This is a genomic window from Actinoallomurus iriomotensis, assembly GCF_030269445.1.
Classification (GTDB): Bacteria; Actinomycetota; Actinomycetes; order Streptosporangiales; family Streptosporangiaceae; genus Actinoallomurus; species Actinoallomurus iriomotensis.
Window position 1 is genome coordinate 15,244 of sequence record NZ_BSTJ01000017.1, and the last position, 20,872, is coordinate 36,115.

Annotated in this window: 18 protein-coding genes; 12 read left to right on the forward strand and 6 right to left on the reverse strand. The window is 71.1% G+C overall.

Features of this window, described 5'->3' with window-relative positions; translation table 11 throughout:
- Positions 1 to 68: 68 nt before the first annotated feature.
- Positions 69 to 548 carry a MarR family winged helix-turn-helix transcriptional regulator gene (locus tag QSK37_RS46020; protein WP_285634786.1) on the forward strand — a complete coding sequence of 160 codons (480 nt, stop codon included), beginning with the start codon at positions 69 to 71 and terminating at the stop codon, positions 546 to 548.
- Positions 549 to 683: 135 nt separating this feature from the next.
- Here QSK37_RS46020 and QSK37_RS46025 read toward each other — a convergent pair whose 3' ends face one another.
- Together QSK37_RS46025 and QSK37_RS46030 are read right to left on the reverse strand one after the other, a co-directional pair.
- Positions 684 to 1,265 (reverse strand): hypothetical protein, encoded by a 582-nt coding sequence (locus QSK37_RS46025; protein WP_285634789.1) that lies wholly within the window; start codon positions 1,263 to 1,265, stop codon positions 684 to 686.
- Between the two features lie 38 nt (positions 1,266 to 1,303).
- Positions 1,304 to 1,990 (reverse strand): Crp/Fnr family transcriptional regulator, encoded by a 687-nt coding sequence (locus QSK37_RS46030; RefSeq protein WP_285584491.1) that lies wholly within the window; start codon positions 1,988 to 1,990, stop codon positions 1,304 to 1,306.
- Positions 1,991 to 2,150: 160 nt separating this feature from the next.
- On the opposite strand from QSK37_RS46030, the gene nth reads away from it, so the two are divergent.
- The 3 genes from nth (at position 2,151) to QSK37_RS46045 (ending at position 4,831) form a co-directional block, all read left to right on the forward strand.
- A complete protein-coding gene (gene nth, locus QSK37_RS46035; RefSeq protein WP_285634792.1) occupies positions 2,151 to 2,891 on the forward strand; it encodes an endonuclease III in 741 nt (246 codons plus the stop codon).
- Positions 2,888 to 3,553, forward strand: coding sequence for an NUDIX hydrolase (locus QSK37_RS46040; protein WP_349497929.1), 666 nt, complete (start codon positions 2,888 to 2,890; stop codon positions 3,551 to 3,553). The genes nth and QSK37_RS46040 overlap by 4 nt, the downstream gene beginning before the upstream one ends.
- An 81-nt stretch (positions 3,554 to 3,634) precedes the next feature.
- Positions 3,635 to 4,831, forward strand: a complete 1,197-nt coding sequence (locus QSK37_RS46045; protein WP_432705668.1) for a MarP family serine protease — start codon at positions 3,635 to 3,637, stop codon at positions 4,829 to 4,831.
- A gap of 4 nt (positions 4,832 to 4,835) precedes the next feature.
- Here the strand turns inward: QSK37_RS46045 and QSK37_RS46050 are convergent, their stop codons facing one another.
- The 4 genes from QSK37_RS46050 to acs all read right to left on the reverse strand — a co-directional run bounded on the left by QSK37_RS46050 (position 4,836) and on the right by acs (position 8,843).
- The gene (locus tag QSK37_RS46050) at positions 4,836 to 5,309 is read right to left on the reverse strand and encodes a DUF309 domain-containing protein (RefSeq protein WP_285634795.1); all 474 of its coding nucleotides are present in this window, start codon (positions 5,307 to 5,309) and stop codon (positions 4,836 to 4,838) included.
- Positions 5,306 to 6,223: an alpha/beta fold hydrolase gene (locus tag QSK37_RS46055; RefSeq protein ID WP_285634798.1), complete on the reverse strand. Its 918-nt coding sequence runs from the start codon at positions 6,221 to 6,223 to the stop codon at positions 5,306 to 5,308. Before QSK37_RS46055 ends, QSK37_RS46050 begins: the two co-directional genes overlap by 4 nt.
- A 3-nt stretch (positions 6,224 to 6,226) precedes the next feature.
- The gene (locus tag QSK37_RS46060) at positions 6,227 to 6,658 is read right to left on the reverse strand and encodes a phage holin family protein (protein WP_285584499.1); all 432 of its coding nucleotides are present in this window, start codon (positions 6,656 to 6,658) and stop codon (positions 6,227 to 6,229) included.
- A 217-nt stretch (positions 6,659 to 6,875) separates the two neighbouring features.
- Complete coding sequence (gene acs, locus QSK37_RS46065) at positions 6,876 to 8,843, reverse strand: acetate--CoA ligase (protein ID WP_285634801.1); 1,968 nt, start codon at positions 8,841 to 8,843, stop codon at positions 6,876 to 6,878.
- Between the two features lie 142 nt (positions 8,844 to 8,985).
- Between acs and QSK37_RS46070 the strand changes: the two genes are divergently transcribed.
- The 8 genes from QSK37_RS46070 to QSK37_RS46105 all read left to right on the forward strand — a co-directional run bounded on the left by QSK37_RS46070 (position 8,986) and on the right by QSK37_RS46105 (position 20,802).
- The gene (locus tag QSK37_RS46070) at positions 8,986 to 9,768 is read left to right on the forward strand and encodes a Fic family protein (protein WP_285634804.1); all 783 of its coding nucleotides are present in this window, start codon (positions 8,986 to 8,988) and stop codon (positions 9,766 to 9,768) included.
- Positions 9,769 to 10,783: 1,015 nt separating this feature from the next.
- On the forward strand, positions 10,784 to 12,220 hold the full coding sequence (locus tag QSK37_RS46075; protein WP_285634807.1) for an aminobutyraldehyde dehydrogenase: 1,437 nt from the start codon (positions 10,784 to 10,786) through the stop codon (positions 12,218 to 12,220).
- 34 nt (positions 12,221 to 12,254) lie between these two features.
- Positions 12,255 to 13,217 carry an agmatinase gene (speB, locus tag QSK37_RS46080; protein ID WP_285634810.1) on the forward strand — a complete coding sequence of 321 codons (963 nt, stop codon included), beginning with the start codon at positions 12,255 to 12,257 and terminating at the stop codon, positions 13,215 to 13,217.
- Positions 13,218 to 13,241: 24 nt separating this feature from the next.
- The gene (locus QSK37_RS46085) at positions 13,242 to 14,870 is read left to right on the forward strand and encodes a N,N-dimethylformamidase beta subunit family domain-containing protein (protein WP_285634813.1); all 1,629 of its coding nucleotides are present in this window, start codon (positions 13,242 to 13,244) and stop codon (positions 14,868 to 14,870) included.
- The gene (locus QSK37_RS46090; RefSeq protein ID WP_285634816.1) at positions 14,857 to 15,216 is read left to right on the forward strand and encodes a cupin domain-containing protein; all 360 of its coding nucleotides are present in this window, start codon (positions 14,857 to 14,859) and stop codon (positions 15,214 to 15,216) included. Before QSK37_RS46085 ends, QSK37_RS46090 begins: the two co-directional genes overlap by 14 nt.
- A gap of 44 nt (positions 15,217 to 15,260) precedes the next feature.
- The gene (locus QSK37_RS46095; protein WP_285634819.1) at positions 15,261 to 16,940 is read left to right on the forward strand and encodes a PucR family transcriptional regulator; all 1,680 of its coding nucleotides are present in this window, start codon (positions 15,261 to 15,263) and stop codon (positions 16,938 to 16,940) included.
- Positions 16,847 to 18,307, forward strand: coding sequence for an APC family permease (locus QSK37_RS46100; RefSeq protein ID WP_285634822.1), 1,461 nt, complete (start codon positions 16,847 to 16,849; stop codon positions 18,305 to 18,307). The genes QSK37_RS46095 and QSK37_RS46100 overlap by 94 nt, the downstream gene beginning before the upstream one ends.
- Positions 18,304 to 20,802, forward strand: coding sequence for a CehA/McbA family metallohydrolase (locus QSK37_RS46105; protein WP_285634825.1), 2,499 nt, complete (start codon positions 18,304 to 18,306; stop codon positions 20,800 to 20,802). Before QSK37_RS46100 ends, QSK37_RS46105 begins: the two co-directional genes overlap by 4 nt.
- The last annotated feature ends 70 nt before the right edge of the window (positions 20,803 to 20,872 follow it).

Consider the following 20,872-nt stretch of genomic DNA (forward strand, 5'->3'; position numbering starts at 1 on the left):
CCAGGGTTGTCGATGTCCAGGTAGTCCCCTTGGTTGTCGATATTGTTGGGGTGCGTTAGCCTGGACCGATGCCTCGCACCGGTGCCGACCTGGCGCTCCTTCTGCTGGCCGGGTTCCGCTCTTTCGCGGACGCCGCGACGGCCGAACTCGCCCGGCGGGGCTACCCGGGCCACCGCCCCCTGCATGACTTCGCGATGCACGCGATGCTCTCGGGAGCGGACAACGCGGCCGAACTCGGCCGCCGCCTTTCCATTTCGAAGCAGGCGGCCGCGAAGATCATCAACGTGCTCGAGGAGCGCGGCTACGTCGCCCGCGAACCGGACCCGGCCGACGGGCGCCGCAAGCGGCTGCGAATAACGCCGCGCGGCTCCGACCTGCTGCGCGAGGGCGAGGAGGTCTTCGAGGGCCTGCGGCGCCAGTGGGAGCAGCGGATCGGCACCGACCAGCTCAAGGAGCTCGAAGAGCGGCTCACCGAGCTGGTCGGGGCCGCGCCCATGCGCTTCGACACTCTCGGGTGGATGGCCGAGGGTTCCGACGGCCGCTCCTAACCCCAGGACCGGGCCATGTCCCGACCTTGGTCGGCGGCGAGCACCGTGGCGTAGTCGGAGAGTTGTTCGGGTGTGGTCCACCGGACGGATGTCCAGTCCGGCCGCGGAAGGCCGCGGAAGGCCGCGGAAGGGAGGCTAGCCGAGGCGCAGTCGGCCGGCGGTGAACGTGGTGAGCGCTCGGTCGATCTCCTCCGGCGGCCGGCGGAGTGAGCTGAGGGGAAAGCGGAGTTCACGACGGCGGAGTGCGCGTCGTACCTCGGGCTGGTCGAGCCCGCTCACGCCCGGCGTGGCCGCGGTGACGCCCGGCGCGAGCTCGACGGTGAGCGACCGCCCGCCGCGCAGACCGACCTTCGCGACCTTGGACCAGGGGAGAAAGCAGGGCTCCGGCGCGATATCGACGCGGCAGCGAAGCCCGGCCGGGGACAGGAGGAGTACCTCCGGCGGGACGCCGATGGCCGTCCAGGTCGCCCGCATGCGCCGAACCGCGGTGAACTGCCTCCGGGCATCGGCCACCAGGATCAGGCCCGCGACTCCCACCCCGGCCATCGGCAAGGAGACCAGGCCGAATCCCGCGATCGCCGTGGCGCCGATCGCGATGCCCAGGATGAGGCAGCCTCCGACCGCGGAGCTCCACGCGGAACCGCGCCTGGAACGCAGGAGGGCGGCTCGCGTCCTCGCCACCGCGTCCGGGTCGGCCTCGACGACGAACTCCGGCACCTGGATCTCCGTCTCTGGAGCTGAGGGCGGTGCCCCGGTCAGCGGGAGCGTTTGCGGAGGCGTTCGATGTCGAGGACCTGGACGGCGCGGGCCTCGATGCGGAGCCAGCCGCGCTGGGCGAAGTCGGCCAGCGCCTTGTTGACGGTCTCGCGGGAGGCGCCGACGAGCTGGGCCAGCTCCTCCTGCGTCAGGTCGTGGTGGACGTGCAGGCCGGTCTCGGTGGGCTGGCCGAAGCGCTCGGCCAGGTCGAGCAGGGCCTTGGCGACCCGGCCCGGCACGTCCGTGAAGACCAGGTCGGCCATGATCTCGTTGGTGCGGCGCAGCCGCTGGGCCAGCGCGCGCAGCAGGTGGATGCCGATCTCGGGATGACCCTTGAGGAACGGCCACAGGTCGCTGTGGCTCAGCGCGGCCAGCCGTCCCTCGGTCACCGCGATCGCGCTCGCCGTACGGGGCCGCGGGTCGAACAGCGACAGCTCGCCGAACATCTCGCTCGGTCCCAACACGCTGAGGAGGTTTTCCCGGCCGTCGGGGGCCGTACGGGTAAGCTTGATCTTGCCTTCGAGGACCACGTAGAGGCGGTCGCCCTCCTGGTCTTCGGAGAACAGCGTTTGACCACGTGACAGGTGCACCTCTGTGACCGTGGCTCGCAGCGCCCTGGCTCCCTCTTCGTCGAGCGCCTCGAATAGCGGCGCCCGGCCGAGCACCTCGACGTCGCGGTCGTTCACGTTTCCTCCTCGGTAACCTACGACCATAAGTGTGACGCACGTCGCAGTGTGAACGTGACGCGGCCCCCCTTTTACTCTCACGTTCCGTCCGCGGCGACCAGGGATGACCGGTTTCCGGTTCGTGGTCGCGGCCCCGCCCGGACGCTTTACCCTGACAGGCATGGCGACGGATGTGACCCCACGAGCGCGAGCCCGCAAGTGGCAGTCGGAGACGCGTCTGGGGCTCGTGCGGCGGGCGCGGAAGATCAACCGGGTGCTCGCCGAGACCTACCCCGACGCGCACTGCGAGCTGAACTTCGAAAACCCCTTCCAGCTTCTGGTCGCCACGGTGCTGTCGGCGCAGACCACCGACAAGCGGGTCAACCTCACCACCCCGGCACTGTTCGCCAAGTACCCCACACCCGAGGACCTGGCGGCCGCCGACCCCGAAGACGTCGAGGGGATCCTCAAGCCCACCGGGTTCTTCCGCGCCAAGACCAAGTCCGTCATGGGGCTTTCCGCGGCGATCCGGGACGACTTCGGCGGAGAGGTGCCCCGGACGCTCGACGAGATGGTCAAGCTGCCCGGGGTGGGGCGCAAGACCGCCAACGTCGTGCTCGGCAACGCCTTCGACGTGCCCGGCATCACCGTCGACACGCACTTCTCCCGGCTGGTCCGGCGGTTCCGATGGACGGCCGAGACCGACCCGGTCAAGATCGAGTACGAGGTCGGTGAGCTGATCCCGCGCAAAGACTGGACGATCCTGTCGCACCGGCTGATCTGGCACGGTCGCCGGATCTGTCACGCGCGGCGCCCTGCCTGCGGCGCCTGCCCGCTCGCCCCGCTGTGCCCCTCGTTCGGCGAGGGACCGACGGATGAGAAGACGGCGAGCAAGCTGGTCCGGCCGGGTCCGTTCTCGTGACCCGCGTCTTCGACGTCCCGGACTGCCCGGAGTGGCTGCGCGACTTCGTGGCCGTGGCGCCCGCCACGGAGGTGCCCGAGCAGCTGAGGCCGCCCGCCAACGGCGCGCGCGCCGCCGCGGTCCTCATCCTGTTCGGTGAGGGTCCGGAGGGGCCCGACCTGCTGCTCCTGCAGCGTGCCGACACGCTGCGCAAGCATGCCGGGCAGCCGGCCTTCCCCGGCGGCGGCATCGACCCCGGCGACGACGGGCCGGTCGGCGCCGCGCTGCGCGAGGCGGCCGAGGAGACCGGTCTGGACCCCGACGGCGTCGCCGTGCTGGCGACCATGCCGGAGCTGTACGTCTCCCACAGCGGCTACCGCGTGACCCCCGTGGTCGCCTGGTGGCGTGAGCCGTCCGCGATCGCCGCCGGCGACCCCGGCGAGGTCGCCTCGGTCGCCCGGGTGCCGATCTCCGAACTCGCCGATCCGGCCAACCGGCTGCGGATCCGGGGCCCGGCGGGACATCTGGCGCCCGCCTTCCGCGCGCGCGGAATGCTCGTCTGGGGGTTCACCGCCGGGATCCTCCACCGTGTTCTCCAGGTCGGAGGCTGGGAGCGTCCATGGGACAAAAGTCGCGTCGAAGAGCTCCCGCCCGAGGTCATCGATCTCGCCAAGCGCGAGTAGTCCCGCGTATGTACCGCGCCGGAGCGGATCTGGTCCGCCGAGGGGACGTGCGCGACCGCCTTTCCCCTATACGGTGAACCAGTGCTGGGCGATCACCTTCTCGATCTGATTCTTCTGGCGCTCGTCGTCCTGTTCGCGATCTCGGGTTACCGGCAGGGGTTCATCGTCGGTTCGCTGAGTTTCGTGGGCTTCGTCGGCGGCGTCATCGTCGGCATGCTCATCGCGCCGCCGATCGTCAAGGCGGTCGTCGACGGTCCGGCCCAGCAGGCGCTGCTGGCCATCGTGATCCCGTTTCTCACCGCGACGCTGGGTCAGCTGCTGGCCTCCTCGGTGGGCTCGGCCCTGCGCAGCCGCGTGACCTGGGAGTCCGCCCGCAGCGTCGACGCGGTCGGCGGTGCGTGCGTCAGCGGTGTCGCGCTCCTGGTCGTCGCCTGGCTGATCGGCAGCGCGCTGGTCACCTCGCCGTTCGTGTGGCTGCGCACGCAGGTCAAGGACTCCACCGTCCTGCACGGCGTGAACACCTTCATGCCCGACCAGGCCGAGACCTGGTTCTCCTCCTTCCGCGGGTTCGTCTCCAAGACCGGCTTCCCGCAGGTCTTCGGCGGGCTCGGCGGCGAGTCGGTGGTCGACGTGCCGCCCCCGGACACCAAGATCCTCAACACCCCCGAGCTGCGCCAGGCCCGCAAGAGCATCGTCAAGATCATCGGCACCGCGCGCAGCTGCCAGCGCAAGATCGAGGGCACCGGCTTCGTGTACGCCCCGGGCCGCGTGATGACCAACGCCCACGTGGTCGCCGGCGTCGACTCGAACCCACACGTGTTCACCATGGGCAGCGGCACGTTCAGCGGCCGGGTCGTGCTGTACGACTACAAGCGCGACGTGGCCATCCTCGACGTGCCGGGCCTGTCCCTGCCGACGCTGAAGTTCGACGGCACGGCGCACACGCGCGACGACGCGGTGGTGGCCGGCTTCCCGAAGAACCACCCCTTCACCACCCGCCCGGCGCGCATCCGGGCGAAGCAGAAGGCGCGCGGCCCGGACATCTACCACTCCGGCCAGGTCACCCGCGAGATCTACGCGATCCGGGCCCTGGTCGAGCAGGGCAACTCCGGTGGACCGCTCCTGGCCCCGAACGGCAAGGTGTACGGCGTGGTCTTCGCCGCCGCGCTGGACAACAAGGACACCGGCTATGTCCTGACCGCCGCCGAGGTGGCCCCGGACGCCCAGGCCGGCGTCAACGCGGTCAACGAGGTCTCCACCCAGTCCTGCTCCGACTGATTCCTCAGCTGAGGTTCGGTGCCAGGTCGGCGTCGGTCACGGCCGCCAGGCCGTCCTTCTCGATGCGATCGGCCATCCGCCGGGCGTGGGCCGCGAGCGAAGCGGCGGCGATGCCGTACGGGGCCGGGTCGTAGGCCGCGATGCGGTCGGCGGCGCGGCGGAGCAGGGCCTGGGCGCCCTGGGCGTTGCCGCGCCGTACGTGCGTGAAGCCCACCGCCAGCTGGGCCAGGCCCTTCCACAACTCGCGTTCCGGGTCCGGGGCGGCCTTCCAGGCGGCCTCCAGCACCTCGTGGGCGTGGAACGGGCGGTCGGCGTCGAGCAGCCGCTGCGCCTCGGCCAGAGCCTCCTCCGGCGGCGCGGTGTAGTCGTCCGGCACCCGGTCCTCGCCCCGCGCGCCGCGGGGGAGCGGGCGGCCGTACGCGTCTCGGGGGCGGGAGCTGCGGGCACGGCCCGCGTCGTCGCGGTCGCGGTCGTTCAACGGTCGGGCTCCGGGTCGGACAGCCAGCCGAGGAGCTCCTCGTCGAAGCTCTCGGGGCGTTCTTCCTGCGGGAAGTGCCCGGCGCCCTCGATCAGTTTCCAGCGGTACGGCGCCTCGACGTAGCGGCCCGAGCCCTGCGCGCTGCGCGGCAGCACCGTACGGTCGAGCGCGCCGTGCAGGTGCAGCACCGGTACGCGGATCGGGGCGCGCATCCGGCGGGAGTAGCGGATGCCGTCCGGGCGCAGCAGTGAGCGGATCGTCCAGCGGTGGTACTCCAGCGCGCAGTGGGCGACGGCCGGGATCTGGAAGGCGGTGCGGTAGACCTGCTCGGTGCGGGCGTCCGGCCAGCCCGGCCCGGACCAGTCGCGCAGCAGCTCGCCCACGAGGGCGGCATCGTCTTTGACCAGGCGTTTCTCGGGTGCGATCGGCAGCTGGAAGCCGAACACGTGGCGTGCCGCCCAGCCCTGGTGGCGCACGTCGGTCAGCAGCGAGTGGCCCAGGCGCAGTGGATGGGCGGTGGAGACCGCGACGAGGCGCTGCACGACCTTGGGGTAGTAGACGCCCATCGTCCAGGCGAGCAGGCCGCCCCAGTCGTGGCCGACCACCGTGGCGTTCGCCTCGCCGAGCGAGCGCACCAGCCCGGCGACGTCACCCGCCAGCGTGACCAGGTCGTATCCGCGCGGCGGCTTGTCGCTCCCGCCGTACCCGCGCAGGTCGACGGCTGCCGCGCGGTATCCCGCCGCGGCCAGCGTCTCCAGCTGCCGGCGCCAGGTCCACCAGAACTCCGGGAACCCGTGCGCGAGCAGGACCAGCGGCCCGCCGCCGAGCTCGGCGACGTGGAAGCGGGTGCCGCCCGCGCTCACCGATCGATGCCGCCAGGGGCCTTCGATCAGGGCGGCGGATTCGTCGGACATGACTTACTCGGTGAGGGCGGGCTTGGATTCGTCGCCGCCACGGCGGAGCATGGCGATGTCGTCCTTCATGGTGCGGCGCGTCCGGCTGACGCCGGTCATCTTCTTCATCCGCCACAGCCCGATCCCGATGAGGATCGCGGCGAGCACGACGTACGCGCCGGCGACGATGAGGAAGGCCGCCCAGTTCCAGATGCCGGCCGTCATCAGGCCGTACGCGGCGGCGATCGACAGCAGGATCACCACGATGCCGCCGATGAGCCCCGCGACGGCGAACAGCGTGCTGCCGAGGGCGGCCTTCTTGGCGTCGTCCTTGAGCTCGAGCTTGGCCAGCTCGATCTCGGACTTGACCAGGCGGGAAACACTTCCGGTGGCGATGGCGACCAGCTCACCGAGAGACTTGTCCTCGAGCTGCCCGTCGGACCGTACCTCCGTCATGGTTCTCCTCTCCGTACGGGACGACGTGTCCCCGGGCGCGGGCGACGGCGGTCGGCTTGATCAAGACCGCCTAGTCAGAGGTTAGTCCTGTCCGGCGTCACACGTCGTGACCATCCCTTTTCGGATTCCCCTTCAGGGCGCCGTACACGCGCGGGAGGGCGCGGCCCACCGGCCGCGCCCTCCCGTGTCGCGTACTGGCTGAGGCCCGTCGGCGTGTCTACTCCTCCTTCTGGGCCGGCAGCTTCTCCTTGATCAGGTCCATGACCGTGCTGTCCGTCAGCGTGGTCACGTCGCCGAGCGAGCGGTGTTCGGCGACGTCACGGAGCAGGCGGCGCATGATCTTGCCCGAGCGCGTCTTGGGCAGCTCGGGGACGATCATGATCTGCCGCGGCTTCGCGATCGGGCCGAGGTGCTTGCCCACGTGGTCGCGCAACTCGGCGACCAGGGCGTCACCGTCGTCCACCGTGTCGCCGCGCAGGATCACGAACGCGACGATCGCCTGGCCGGTGACCGGGTCGGTGGAGCCGACGACCGCGGCCTCGGCGACCTTCGGGTTGGAGACCAGGGCCGACTCGACCTCGGTCGTGGAGATGTTGTGGCCGGAGACGAGCATGACGTCGTCCACGCGGCCGAGCAGCCACAGGTCGCCGTCCTCGTCCTTCTTCGCGCCGTCGCCGGCGAAGTACAGCCCGTCGAACCGGGACCAGTACGTCTTGACGTACCGCTCGTCATCGCCCCAGATCGTCCGGAGCATCGACGGCCACGGCTCCTTGACCACGAGGAACCCGCCGCCGCCGTCCGGCACCGGCTTGCCCTGGTCGTCGACCACGTCGGCCTCGATGCCGGGCAGCGGACGCATCGCGGCGCCGGGCTTGCCGTGCGTGACGCCCGGCAGCGGCGAGATCATCAGCGCGCCGGTCTCGGTCTGCCACCACGTGTCGACGACCGGGGTGCGGTCGCCGCCGATGTTGGTGCGGTACCAGACGTACGCCTCCGGGTTGATCGGCTCACCGACCGAGCCGAGGAGCCGCAGCGAGGACAGGTCGTGCTGGGCCGGGATCTCCGCGCCCCACTTCATGAACGTGCGGATCGCGGTGGGCGCGCAGTACAGGATGGTGACCTTGTACTTGTCGACGAGCTCCCACCAGCGGCCCTTGTGCGGCGTGTCGGGCGTGCCCTCGTACATCACGCTGGTCGCGCCGTTGGAGAGCGGCCCGTACACGATGTAGGAGTGCCCGGTCACCCAGCCGATGTCGGCCGCGGTCCAGAACACGTCGGTGTCGGGCTTGAGGTCGAACACCGCGTGGTGGGTCCAGGAGACCTGCGTGAGGTAGCCGCCCGAGGTGTGCAGGATGCCCTTCGGCTTGGCGGTGGTGCCGGAGGTGTACATGACGTAGAGCGGGTGCTCGGCGTCGTGCGGCTGGGCCTCGTGCTCCTCGCTCTGGCGGTCGACGAACTCGTGCCACCACACGTCGCGGCCGTCGGTCCAGGCCACGTCCTGGCCGGTGCGGCGTACGACGAGCACGTTGCGCACGTGGTCGAGGCCCGCGATCGCCTCGTCGACGGCGGGCTTGAGGGCGCTCGGGGCACCACGGCGGTATCCGCCGTCGGCGGTGATGACGACGTGGGCGTCGCAGTCCTCGATGCGGTTGCGCAGCGCGTCGGAGGAGAAGCCACCGAAGACCACGGTGTGCGGCGCGCCGAGCCGGGCGCAGGCCAGCATCGCGATCACGGTCTCCGGGATCATCGGCATGTAGATCGCGACCCGGTCGCCCTTGTTCACGCCCAGCTCGATGAGCGCGTTGGCGGCCTTGCTGACCTCGCGCTTGAGGTCGGCGTACGTGATCGTCCGCGTGTCGCCCGGCTCGCCCTCCCAGTGGTAGGCGACCTTGTCACCGTTGCCCGCCTCGACGTGGCGGTCGACGCAGTTGTACGCGACGTTGAGCTGCCCGCCGGTGAACCACTTGGCGAACGGGGGGTTCGACCAGTCGAGCACGTTGTCCCATTTGGTGTGCCAGTGCAGCCGCTCCGCCTGCTTCTCCCAGAACGCCAGACGGTCCGCCGCCGCCTCGCCGTAGGCGGCCTCGGTGACGTTGGCCGCCGCGGCCAGCTCCGCGGGGGGAGCGAACCGCCGGCTCTCTTGAAGAAGGTTGGACAGGGTTTCGGTTGGGGGTTCCTGCGCCACGGTGCGCTCCTTCGGCCAATGGGTGAGTCGGTGGTCTGTCTAGCCACTCCAGCAGTTCGAAGCCGGTGGTGACAAGGGGCATCGATCCCTGTCACCGGGCCCCGCGAAGGGTACCCGGTGCCCGCCGATTAGGGTCGTCCGAATGAACGACCCATTTGCCCATGTCGCGGGGTTGCCCGGGGTTCCTGAATCCGTCGCCGCGGCGCGGGAGGCGGTGGACCGGTTGCTCGGTCATCGGATCCTGCGGCGGCGGAGCGCGGAGGTCTCGGCGGAGTCGGCCCTGCGCGGCGCCCGTGCGTCCGCGGAGCTGGAGGGGGCACCGGCCTCGCTCGAGGACGTACGGGCGGGGCTGGTGGAGGATCCGCTGATCCAGGGGGCGCTGCGGGTGTCGGCGTCCCTGGGGTCGCTGGCGCCGACGTGGCGGGTGGCGCCGCGTCAGGCGCTGGCGCGGTTGCATGTGCTGGCGGTCTCCGGCTCGGATTCCGGCTCGCTGGGGCGTCCCCGTGCGTCGCTTGAGGCGGCCGATCCGCTGTCGCTGGGGGCGCCTCCGTCCCCGTCGCAGGTCGCGGAGCGGCTGTCGTCCCTGAGCGACCTGCTGACGACGCCGACCGAGGCGCCGGCGCTGGTGGTCGCCGCGGTCGCCCAGGGAGAACTGCTGGCGCTGCGGCCGTTCGGCTCGGCGGACGGTCTGGTGGCGCGCGCGGCGGCCCGGCTCACGCTGATCGACCGCGGTCTGGACCCGAAGTCGCTGGCCGCGCCGGAAGTGGGGCATGTGGAACTCGGCTCCGCTTATGTCGAGGCGATCCGCGCCTATGTCTCGGGCACTCCGTCGGGAGTCGGGCAATGGGTGAGTCACTGCGCCGAGGCCACCGCACTTGGCGCCCGGGACGCCTTGGCGGTTTGCGAGGCATTCACACGTAGATGAGCTTAATGCCCGAATTTACGAAATTGAGAGTGCAACCAAAGCGAGCGGCGTTCCCGTGGGAACGTCGCTCGCCGTCACGTCAGACCGGGTTACCAAGCGTGCACCTTCATCAGTCGGACCGGGTCAAGCCCGTCTCGACACGCCTACCGCGGCTGGTCGCGCGTGGGTGCCCGGCTGCCGTGCTCGGACTATGCGTCCGTGACACCTGTCTACGCCGAATTCTCGCAGTTGACAAGCCCTGTGCGGTCGGTCCGGCCTGTGCTCTTCGCCGGATGTTCACCGTGTTGGCGGTCGTGGGGGTGGAAGGGGCGTGTCGTTCCCGCCCTCAGGTCAAGCGGTTACCTAGAGTGATCTATGTTCCAGCCGGTTCGGTCAAGCGGCGTTCAGAACCGGCGCGAACTCGTCCGCTACGCTGCGGAACTCGCGGTCGGTGTTCAGGCTGTGACACAGGTGGTGTATGTCCGAATATGTCATGGGAGTAGTGTCCTGGATGCTTCTTGAAATAGAACGCCTCTCGACGCAACGGCCTGTGATGGGGCAGCATATGTCGAATCTGCATACACTGAGGAAGCTAGGTATACGTTGTTGCTGACGATGGCCTGTCTTCCGATTTAGGTTGACGAAGAGACTTCCCTCGGAAAAACGGGACCGGCTCTACCCCCCCAGAGCCGGACCGTACGGCGACCCCCGCTCTCCCCCCCGGCGGGGGTCGCCTCGTTTCCGCAGGCCGTCCGGTGTTCTCCTGGCTTTTCGCCGACCATTCCGGGTGGGCGCCGGGCGGCCTCGGGCCCGGTCGGCGGCTCGGTTGCGGCGGCAGCGCTCCTTTCGGACGCCCGTATTCGGGAGGCGCCCCGGCGGTGGACCGTTGTAGGGGTCGCGTCGGCGGTGTCCACGAGATGTCCGACTGTGGTCACGCCCGACGCCCGGATGTTGTCCGGACTGCACAACCGGGTCCGACGGCTGGGCCGGTTCGTACCAAGCGGGGCGGGCGACCGGCTTCCTAGCCTGGTCCTTCATGGAGCTTGCGAACTTCGTTGACGGGGAGTTCGCCCCGCCGACGGGCGACCGGACCGAGATCGTCGACCCCGCGACCGGCGAGGTGTACGCGACGGCCCCTCGGTCGGACGCGCGGGAGGTCGACCGGGCCTGCGCGGCGGCGGCGCGCGCGTTCGGCGGTTGGCGGCGGACGACGCCCGCCGAGCGGATGGGCCACCTGCTGCGCATGGCGGACGCGATCGAGCGCCACGCCGGCGAACTGGTCGAGGTCGAGTGCCGGGACACCGGCAAACCGCCGGCGCTGACCCTGCGCGAGGAGATCGTCCCGATCGTCGATCAGCTCCGGTTCTTCGCGGGGGCGGCCCGGATGCTGGAGGGGAAGGCGACGGCCGAGTACGTGCGCGGTCACTCCTCGTCGATCCGCCGCGAGCCGGTCGGCGTCATCGGAGCGATCGCGCCGTGGAACTACCCGGCGATGATGGCGATCTGGAAGATCGGCCCCGCGCTCGCCGCGGGCAACACCATCGTGCTCAAGCCTTCGGACACGACCCCGGCCAGCGCGGTGCACCTGGCCGGGCTCTTCGCCGGCATCCTGCCGCCCGGGGTGCTCAACGTCGTGTGCGGCGACCGGGACACCGGCGCCGCGCTGGCCGCGCATCCGGTCCCGGCCATGGTCTCGATCACCGGTAGCACGGCGGCGGGCCGGGCCGTCGCGCGGTCCGCCGCGCACACCGTCAAGCGCGCCCACCTGGAACTCGGCGGCAACGCCCCGGTGGTGATCTTCGAGGACGCCGATCTGGAGGCCGCCGCCGAGGCGGTCGGCTTCGCCGGCTACTTCAACGCCGGTCAGGACTGCACCGCGGCCACCCGGGTGATCGTCGCGGAGCGGGCGCACGACGCGTTCGTCGCCGCGCTCGTGGACCGGGTGCGTGAGATCAAGCCGTCGCCGGAGGAGACCGGCGACGGCACGCTGGCCATCCCGCCGCTCAACAACCCCGCCCAGCTCGCGCACGTCGCGGGGCTGGTCGCGCGGACGCCGTCGCACGCGAAGGTGCTCGAAGGCGGCGAGGCCGCCGGCGGGCCCGGCTACTTCTACCGGCCGACGGTGGTCGACAGGATCACCGCGGCCGACGAGCTCAGCCGTACCGAGATCTTCGGGCCGGTGGTCACCGTGCAGACCTGTGCCGGCGAGGCCGACGCGATCCGGCAGGCCAACGACTCGCCGTACGGGCTGGCCTCCAGTGTGTGGACGCGCGACCACGCCCGCGCGCTGCGGGTCTCCGGCGCCATCGACGCCGGTCACGTCGGCGTCAACTGCCACCTGCCCCCGGTGCATGAGATGCCCCACGGCGGCGTGAAGCAGTCGGGATACGGCAAGGACCTGTCGCTCTACTCCGTCGAGGAGTACACCCGCGTCAAGCACGTCATGTCGGCGTTCGGCGAGGACGCCGAGTGACCTCTCCCATCCCTGTCTTTGGAGGCTGCGACTCATGAAGGACGCACCGAGGATCGGCCCGGTGGACGCGACGGAGATCCCCCGCTACGGCGAGCCGAGCACCTTCGCGCGGCTGCCGCGCACCGACCAGGTCGACCAGGTGGACGTGGCGATCGTGGGTGTGCCGTTCGACACCGGCGTCTCCTACAGGCCGGGCGCGCGCTTCGGGCCGGGCCACGTCCGCGCGTCGTCGAAGCTGCTCCGGCCCTACCACCCACCGCTCGACGTCGAGCCGTTCCGCCTCCAGCAGGTCGCCGACGCCGGTGACATCGGCGTGAATCCGTTCGACATCGAGGAGGCGATCCGCACGATCGAGCGGCGGTCGGACGAGTTGCGCGCCGAGGGCGCCAGGCTCCTGACGCTCGGCGGCGACCACACCATCGCGCTGCCCCTGCTGCGTTCGCTGCACCGCGACCACGGCCCGATCGCGGTGCTGCACTTCGACGCCCACCTGGACACCTGGGACACCTACTTCGGCGCCCCCTACACGCACGGCACCCCGTTCCGCCGGGCCGCCGAGGAGGGTCTGCTCGATCCCGAGCACTGCATGCACGTCGGGATCCGTGGCCCGCTGTACTCGCGCGAGGACCTCACCGACGATGGCGTGCTCGGATTCCAGATCATCCGCGCCGACGACTACGAGACCGGCGGCACGGCCGCCGCGGTCGAGCGGATGCGGGCACGGCTCGGCGACCGGCCGGTGTACGTGTCGGTCGACATCGACGTGCTCGACCCCGCCCACGCTCCGGGTACGGGTACGCCGGAGGCCGGCGGGCTGACGAGCCGGGAGCTGCTGGCCACGCTCCGGGGGCTGGCCGGTGCCGAGATCGTCGGAGCCGACATCGTCGAGGTGGCCCCGGCATACGACCACGCGGAGATCACCGGGATCGCCGCGGCGCACGTCGCCTACGAACTGCTCAGCGTCCTGGCCGTGGGCCGTGACGGCGGGCGGCCCTGAAGAACGACCGAGGAGCAGAGAACCGTGCACAACCCCAAGCCCGCATTCGTCTGGTCACCGAGGGAGTGGCCGTCCGAGCGTGCGTACGCCGCTCCGGACACCGAGGAGGTGTGGTGCTACACCGACCGGTTCTCCTACTTCCCCGGTGAGACGGTCGCCTTCCACCTCAGCGCGAGCGTGCCGACCTTCACCGTTGAGGTCACCCGTGACGGCCTGCGTCCGGAGACGGTCTGGAGCCGCGACGGCGTCACCGCCGGGCGGTTCGAGGCACCCGCCGACGCCTACGCCACCGGGTGCGGCTGGCCCGTCGGCCTCACCCTCGACATCCCCGGCGACTGGCGTCCGGGCTTCTACGTCGTCACCGTACGGGCCACGCTGAGCGACGGCGAGCTCTGGGAACGCGAGCACTTCTTCGTGGTCAAGGCCGCGCCCGCCCGGCGGCCGAGGGCCGCGATCGTCCTCACCACGAGCACGATGCTCGCCTACAACGACTGGGGCGGCGCCAACCACTACCGTGGGCTGGGCGACGACCCGCGTGAGGACACGGGCAGCCCGCTGTCGTCGACACGGCGGCCGATCGCCCGCGGGATGATCCGCAAACCCGTGGGCGCGCCGCGGGAGGCGAACCACCTCACCCTGCCGATGCACGGCGCCCCCCGCTACGCCTCGTACGAGTGGGCGCGCCTGAACGGCTACAGCCGTCACCACGCGGACGCGTTCTGGGCCACCTACGAGCGGCCGTTCGTCCGGTGGGCCGAGCGGCACGGGTACGAGCTGGACTACCTGACCCAGCACGACCTGCACGCCGATGAGACGGTGCTCGACCCCTACCGCTGCGTGATCGTGGTCGGGCACGACGAGTACTGGAGCTGGCGGATGCGCGACGCCGTCGACCGTTTCGTGGACGGCGGCGGCGGCCTCGCCCGGTTCGGCGGCAACTACCAGTGGCAGGTCAGGCTGAGTGACGACCTGACGACGCAGTTCTGCTACCGCCTTCCCTCGCTCGACCCGGACGCCGCCCGGTCACCGCAGACGGCCACCACCGTGTGGGAGGCCAAGTCGGTGGGACGCCCGGGGGCCACCACGATCGGCCTGAACGGTCTCGGCGGCATCTACACCCGCTATGGGGTCGCCACGCCCCGCTCGTCGGGCGGGTTCACCGTCTACCGTCCCCATCACTGGGCCTTCGCGGACACCGACCTGTACTACGGCGACCAGCTCGGCGCGGCACCGACCTTCCTCGCCGCGTTCGAGGTCGACTCGGTCGAGTACACCTTCCGGCGTGGCCTGCCGTACCCGACCTTCGAGGACGGCGCGCCGGAGACGCTGGAGATCCTCGCGATGACCCCGGCGGTCCGCGGTGAGGAGGACCGCTTCGACGGTCTCCTGCCCATCGGCGGCCCCGAGGAGGAGGTCTACGCCTACAACCGCGAGCTGGGCGCGGACCTGCCCGACTACGTCCACGAGGGGGAGATGCGCGGCGCGGGCATGATCGCGGCCTTCACCCGGGGGCGGGGCGAGGTGTTCAACGGGGGCTCGACGGAGTGGGCGCACGCGCTCGAGGCCGGCGATCCGTTCGTCGACCGCATCGTCCGCAACGTGCTGGACCGGTTCCTGACTCGCGACATCGGAGCGACCCATGCGCATCACTGACATCGTCCGTCTCACCCCCGAGAACGGCACGGCCACGGTGCCGCCCCTCGACGGCTATCAGGTGCTGTCGGAGCGCTGGGAGGAGACCGAGTACCTCGCCTACGGCGGACCGGCACGGGAGTACTCCGGCGGATACTGGACCGGCGAGCCCGGCGCGGTGCGCATCGACCCGTGGCCGTACGACGAGATCTGCGTCCTCCTCAGCGGCCGGGTCGCCGTGGTCGACCTCGACGGCGGCCGGGAGGAGTTCGGCGCGGGCGAGGCGTTCTTCATCCCGCGGGGATTCGCCGGCGACTGGGTGACGATCGAGCCCACGACCAAGATCTTCGTGGCCGTGACCCGCTGAAACGCACGATCAGAGCAGGTGAGCGGTCCGCCTATCGTTGACCCGTGGTTCCCCTCCGGCTCTTCGTGGACCGGCTCGCGCTGCGCCCGCTGGGCGCGGCCGACCCGGCCGATCGGTGGGTTCGCTGGGTGCACGTGAGCGAACTGCCCGATCCGCCGTTCCTGCGAGGCGGCGAACTCCTCCTGCTCGCCGGCACCGGCTTCCGTCCCGCCGACAGCGACGAGTACGTGCGACGCCTGAGCGACGCCAGGGTCGTCGCGGTCGGGTTCGGGGTGACACCTGTATTCGACGCCGTGCCGCCGCAGCTCGTCGCCGCGTGCGACCGGCACGACATGGCCCTGCTCGAGGTGCCGCCGCACGTGCCGTTCGCCTCGATCGTCGAACTCCACCACGCCGAGCTGGTCCGGGCCGAGACCCGCGACCTGAAGCGACTCTCCGACGGCCAGGGACTGCTGATCAGAGCGGCCGCCGGCCCCGGGCCGCTGCGGGCCGTGGTCGAGCGGCTGGCCGAGCTCCTCGACGGCTGGGTACTGGTCGTGGATCGGAACCGCGACCGCACCTGGTCCGGTGGGCCGGTACGGCGGGACCCGGAGGTCGCGGAGGCGCTGGAGCGCGCCTGCGCGAGCCGGTCGCCGTGGAGCGCGGCGTTCACCGCGGCGGAGGAGAACGTCGAGGTGCAGCGGCTCCTCGGCCCTGCCCCGGCCGGCTACGCCGTGGCCATCGCGCGACGCACGCCGTTCACCGTCGCCGACCGTGGCCTCGTCGGCGTGGCCGCCTCGGCGCTGTCGCTGTTGTTCACCGCGCCCTCGGCGGCGAGCTCGCCGGAGGCGCTCGGCGCGGCCGTCGTCACGGGCCTGCTGCGGCTCCCCACGCTCGCCCGCGGGCTGGCCGCCCCGCTCGACCTGGCCGAGGACGTGCCGTGGCGCCTTGTCCGCGGCCTGCTAGGCGAACCACCGGGCTCCCGCGAGACGATCACCCAGCGGCTGTCCGTGCTGCTGGACACCCCGTTCGTCGAGCAGGACGACGACACCTTCGTCGCGATCCTGCCGGACGACCGTCCGACCGGCGAACTGCTGCGCGCGGTGGACGACGCGGGCCTCCTCGCGGGGATCAGCCGTCCGCATCCCGCCGCCGACCTCGATCCCGCGTGGGGTGAGGCCGGTTCCGCCCTCGACGGCGCGCGGATCCGGGGCCGAAGCGTGGTGGCCGGTGCCGATCCCCAGGGTCTGCTGGCGCTCCTGGACACCCCGCAGGCCTCCCGGTACGCCGACCGGCTCCTGGCCGGCCTCGACGCGGGGACGCCCAAGGACTCGGCCCTGCTGCTCGGCACGCTGCGGAGCTGGCTCGCGCACAACGGGAGCTGGGACCGGACCGCCGCCGACCTCGGCGTCCACCGCAACACCGTGCGTCACCGGATGCGCCAGATCACCCGGCTCCTGGACCGGGACCTGACCGACCCCGACGTACGCATGGAGCTGTGGTTCGCGCTGCGCCGGCGGAGCGAGGCGCGCTTATGCCGCCGGGACGATCCGTACAACGGCGGGGCCGGCCTGGGGCGCAACGTCCACTTCTGCCGGGAAAGGCCGCTGCCTAGCGTTTGCCTTCCCTGGACTCCGGAGGCGGATGGACCATGTCAACACCCCCAGGCACCGACCGCCTGGCGACGAACGCGATGGGGACGAAGGACCTCGTCTTCACGGTCCTGGCGGCCCTGGCGCCCCTGACCCTGATCGTCGCCGTGGCGCCCCTGCACTTCCTCAAGGGCGGCGCCGCCGTCCCGGGCGGCTACCTCGTGGCGGGCGTCGTGATGGCGCTCTTCGCGGTCGGTTTCATGACGATGAGCCGGTACGTCCGCAACGCGGGGGCGTTCTACGCCACGATCACCCGGGGTCTCGGCCGGCCGATGGGCTCGGGCGCGGCGACACTGGCCCTGCTCGCCTACAACGCCCTGCAGATCAGCACGTACGGGGCGCTGGGCCTCTACGCGACGCAGTCCTTCGAGAAGTACACCGGTCTGTCGCTCCCCTGGTGGGTCTTCGCGCTCGTGGGCGTCGCGCTGGTGGCGTGGCTCGGCTTCACCGGCATCCACACCAGCGCGCGGATCCTGGGAATCCTGCTCGTCCTGGAGGTCACCGTACTGGTGGTGATGGCCGTGTGCGTGCTGGCCAAGGGCGGCGCGGGCTCGACGTCGTTCACCTCGTTCTCCCCCGGCACGGTGCTCACGCCGGAGAACGGGGCGATGTTCACGTTGGTCTTCGGCGCGTTCATGGGTTTCGAGTCCACCGCGATCTTCAGCGAGGAGGCGCGCGGCGGCATCCGCACGGTGCGGCGCGCGACGTACATCGCGGTCGCGTTCATCGCCGTGTTCTACGCCTTCATCACCTGGACCATCGTGCAGGCGTTCGGCGCCGGCGCCATCCAGGGGGCGGCCGAGAAGGACACCGCCAACCTGGTCACCGGGGTGTTCGACCGGTACACACCGGGCCCGATCGCCGCGGTCACGCAGATCCTGCTGATCACCAGCGCGTTCGCCGCGTTGCTGGCGCTGCACAACGCGGCGAACCGCTACCTGTTCGCGCTGGGCCGGGAGCGGCTCGTGCCCGCCGCGTTCGGGCGCACCCATCCGCGTACCCGCTCGCCCCACCTGGCCGGCGCCGTGCAGACGGTTCTGGCGGCGGTCGTGGTCGTGGTGTGGGCCGTGTTCGGCCTCGACCCGTACCTCGGGCTGCTGCTGTGGGGCAGCGCGATCGGCTTCCTCGGGATCATCGCGCTGTGGGCGCTGTGCTGCCTCGCCGTGATCACCTACCTCCGGCGGAACGTCCCCGAGACCGGGCTGTGGCGCGGCCTGATCGCACCCGGCCTCAGCTTCCTGGCGCTCTGCCTGATCTTCGTCCTGACGGTCGCCAACATCTCGCTGCTGACCGGCGGCGGTACGGTGACCAACGCCGTCGTTCTCGGCCTGTGCGTGCTCGCCTTCGTGGCCGGGATCGTCTCGGCCCTGTCCCTGCGCGCGCGGGCGCCGCAGCGGTACGCCGGGCTGGCGGAGACGAACGTCGAGGACGAGGCCGTACCGGCGGCGGGGCGGGCATGACCTGGATACGCGGCTACCGTGCGCTGGACCTGACGGCGTCGTGGAACGCCCCGATGACGCTGCTCGACGACGTGGACGTCTCGTTCACCGGCTCGCGGCTGCTGTACGGCCTGCCGTTCCGCTTCGGCGCGGAGCTGTCGGGGGCGTCGCTGATACGGGTGGCCGGGCAGTCAGAGGTGATCCCGGTGGACGCGGAGTGCCACTGGGTTCTCTTCGCCCACGCCCTGGAAGAGCCGAGCCTGTTCGAGGGTGCCCCGGTCGGCGAGACGGTGGCCCACTACACGTTCCGGTACGCCGACGGGGGCGCCGAGACCGTCCCCGTACGGCAGCGGTTCGAGATCGGGCCCACCCCGCGGCTGTGGCAGCGGCGGCCGATCCCGCTCGACTGGGGGCAGACGCCCTTCCTCGCGGTGCCCGACGCGCAGCACCGGCTGATGCACCGCACGTGCGGGCGATACGACGCGGCGGGGGCCAGGTTCGTCGACATCGATGATCCGCAGGCGCGCACCCCGTACGTCCTGCCGTACCGGTTCTATCTATGGCCCTGGCGCAACCCTCGCCCCGGGCACCGGGTGGCCGCGATCGAGATCGCCTCCGCGGGGCCTGCGGTGCTGATCGGAGCGGTCACGCTGAGCCGGCTGGAGGAGGACCCGTTCGGCCGTACGGGCGCCAGGGAGCTGGTCTTCTCGCTCGCCGGGGGTTCGGTGGACGAGGACGTCGCGGTGGTCGTCGACCGCGGCACCGCCACCTACGCCTACCGCACGGTCGACTGCGCCAGCCGGTCGAACCCGCCCGGCTGGGGCGGCGCCACGGTCGCTCACCGCGGCTACGCCAAGGTCGCGGCGACGCCCTCCGCCCGGGTCACGCTCTCCGTCGGCGGTACCGTCCAGGCGGCCTTCACCTGGAGCGACCTGCTCTCCCAGGGGCGGATCGTCACCGACGACGGCACCTCGTGGCACCTGCCGGACGCCGGCCGGGCCTGGATCAAGGGGTCGGTCGTGGATGACGTGACCGGCGAGCCCCTCGCCTGTCGCCTGCACTTCCACACCCCCGAGGGCATCCCGTTCGCCCCGTACGGGCACCATGCGCACATCAACTCGGACGGCAACACCTGGAACCTCGACATCGGCGGTGACGTCCGCCTGGGACAGCGCACCTACGCCTATGTCGACGGGGAGTTCGAAGGCTGGCTTCCCCACGGGCGCGTCGTCGTGGAGGCCGCACGCGGCTTCGACCACACGCCGCTGCGTACGGAGGTGACGATCCGGCCGGGGCAGCGGACGCTCGAACTGCGGCTGAAACCGTTCTTCGACCCGGAGGCGGACGGATACGTGGCCGGAGACACCCACGTCCATTTCGTCTCCACGCTCGGCGCTGAGCTGGAGGCACGCGGCGAGGGAGTGCGGGTCACCAACCTGTTGATGAGTCAGTGGGGCCACCTGTACACCAACACGGAGGACTTCACCGGAAACCCGCACACCTCCGCGGACGGGACGACGCACGTCCACACCGGTCAGGAGAACCGGACCGCGATGCTCGGCCACATCAACCTGCTCGGCCTGCGCGCACCGATCCGTCCCTGGTGCACGGGCGGCGCGGAGGAGGCCGACCTCGGCGGGGAACTGGAGACCACCCTGGCGCACTGGGCCGACGAGTGTCACGCCCAGGGCGGCACAGTCGTGCTCGCCCATTTCCCCGTACCGAACGGCGAGGCGGCCGCCCTCATCGCCACCGGCAGGCTCGACGGCGTCGAGATGATCGCCTACGACGAGTACAACATCGGCCAGTACTACCGGTACCTGAACGCCGGATACCGGCTCACCCTTGTCGGCGGCACCGACAAGATGAGCAGCGAGGTGCCGATCGGCCTCATCCGCACCTACGCCAGGGTCCCCGACCCCGCGACGATGGACTACTGGGACTGGTGCGCGGCGGTCAGGTCGGGCGACACCGTCATCACCAGCGGCCCGCACCTGCGCCTTTCGGTCGACGGCGCCGCGCCGGGCGCGGTGCTCACCGGTACGGCGGAGCGGACGATGGGCGTCGTCGCGGAGTTCCGTTCGATCTTCCCCGTCGACCGCCTGGAGATCGTGGTCAACGGCTCGGTGACCGAGTCGCGGCGCTGGGAGTCACCGGTGTCGGCCGGTTCGCTCTCTCTCGACCTCACACTGGACGAGTCCTCCTGGGTCGCCGCCCGCTGCTACGGCCCCGGCGAGGACGTCGCCCGCCACGCGGACGTCTGGGAACGCCCGATCATGGCGCACACTTCACCGGTCTACCTCGCGGCCGGCGACGTCTACGAACGGACCGACGAGGCGGTCCTGGAGCAGATGCTGCGTCTCATCGACGGAGTCGAACAGCACATCGGCGACCGCGCCCGGACCACCTGGCCCGGCCCGGTCGACCATCGCCACGGCTCGCCCGACCATGACCACTTCCTGCGAGAACCCCTGACCGAGGCGAGGCACGCGATCCTGCGACGCCTGCCCCGCTGAACGCTCGAGGCGGACCGCTGTGCCGCCGAAGTTATCCACAGTCTGTGGACGGGGCTTTCGTGAGCTCACC

Excerpts from the sequence above, each read along its gene's own strand:
- QSK37_RS46060 (WP_285584499.1), bottom strand. The coding sequence starts at position 6,658 with ATGACGGAGGTACGGTCCGACGGGCAGCTCGAGGACAAGTCTCTCGGT.
- QSK37_RS46055 (WP_285634798.1), bottom strand. The coding sequence starts at position 6,223 with ATGTCCGACGAATCCGCCGCCCTGATCGAAGGCCCCTGGCGGCATCGA.
- QSK37_RS46090 (WP_285634816.1), top strand. The coding sequence starts at position 14,857 with ATGCGCATCACTGACATCGTCCGTCTCACCCCCGAGAACGGCACGGCC.
- QSK37_RS46100 (WP_285634822.1), top strand. The coding sequence starts at position 16,847 with ATGTCAACACCCCCAGGCACCGACCGCCTGGCGACGAACGCGATGGGG.
- QSK37_RS46105 (WP_285634825.1), top strand. The coding sequence starts at position 18,304 with ATGACCTGGATACGCGGCTACCGTGCGCTGGACCTGACGGCGTCGTGG.
- QSK37_RS46070 (WP_285634804.1), top strand. The coding sequence starts at position 8,986 with ATGAACGACCCATTTGCCCATGTCGCGGGGTTGCCCGGGGTTCCTGAA.
- speB (WP_285634810.1), top strand. The coding sequence starts at position 12,255 with ATGAAGGACGCACCGAGGATCGGCCCGGTGGACGCGACGGAGATCCCC.
- nth (WP_285634792.1), top strand. The coding sequence starts at position 2,151 with ATGGCGACGGATGTGACCCCACGAGCGCGAGCCCGCAAGTGGCAGTCG.
- QSK37_RS46020 (WP_285634786.1), top strand. The coding sequence starts at position 69 with ATGCCTCGCACCGGTGCCGACCTGGCGCTCCTTCTGCTGGCCGGGTTC.
- QSK37_RS46075 (WP_285634807.1), top strand. The coding sequence starts at position 10,784 with ATGGAGCTTGCGAACTTCGTTGACGGGGAGTTCGCCCCGCCGACGGGC.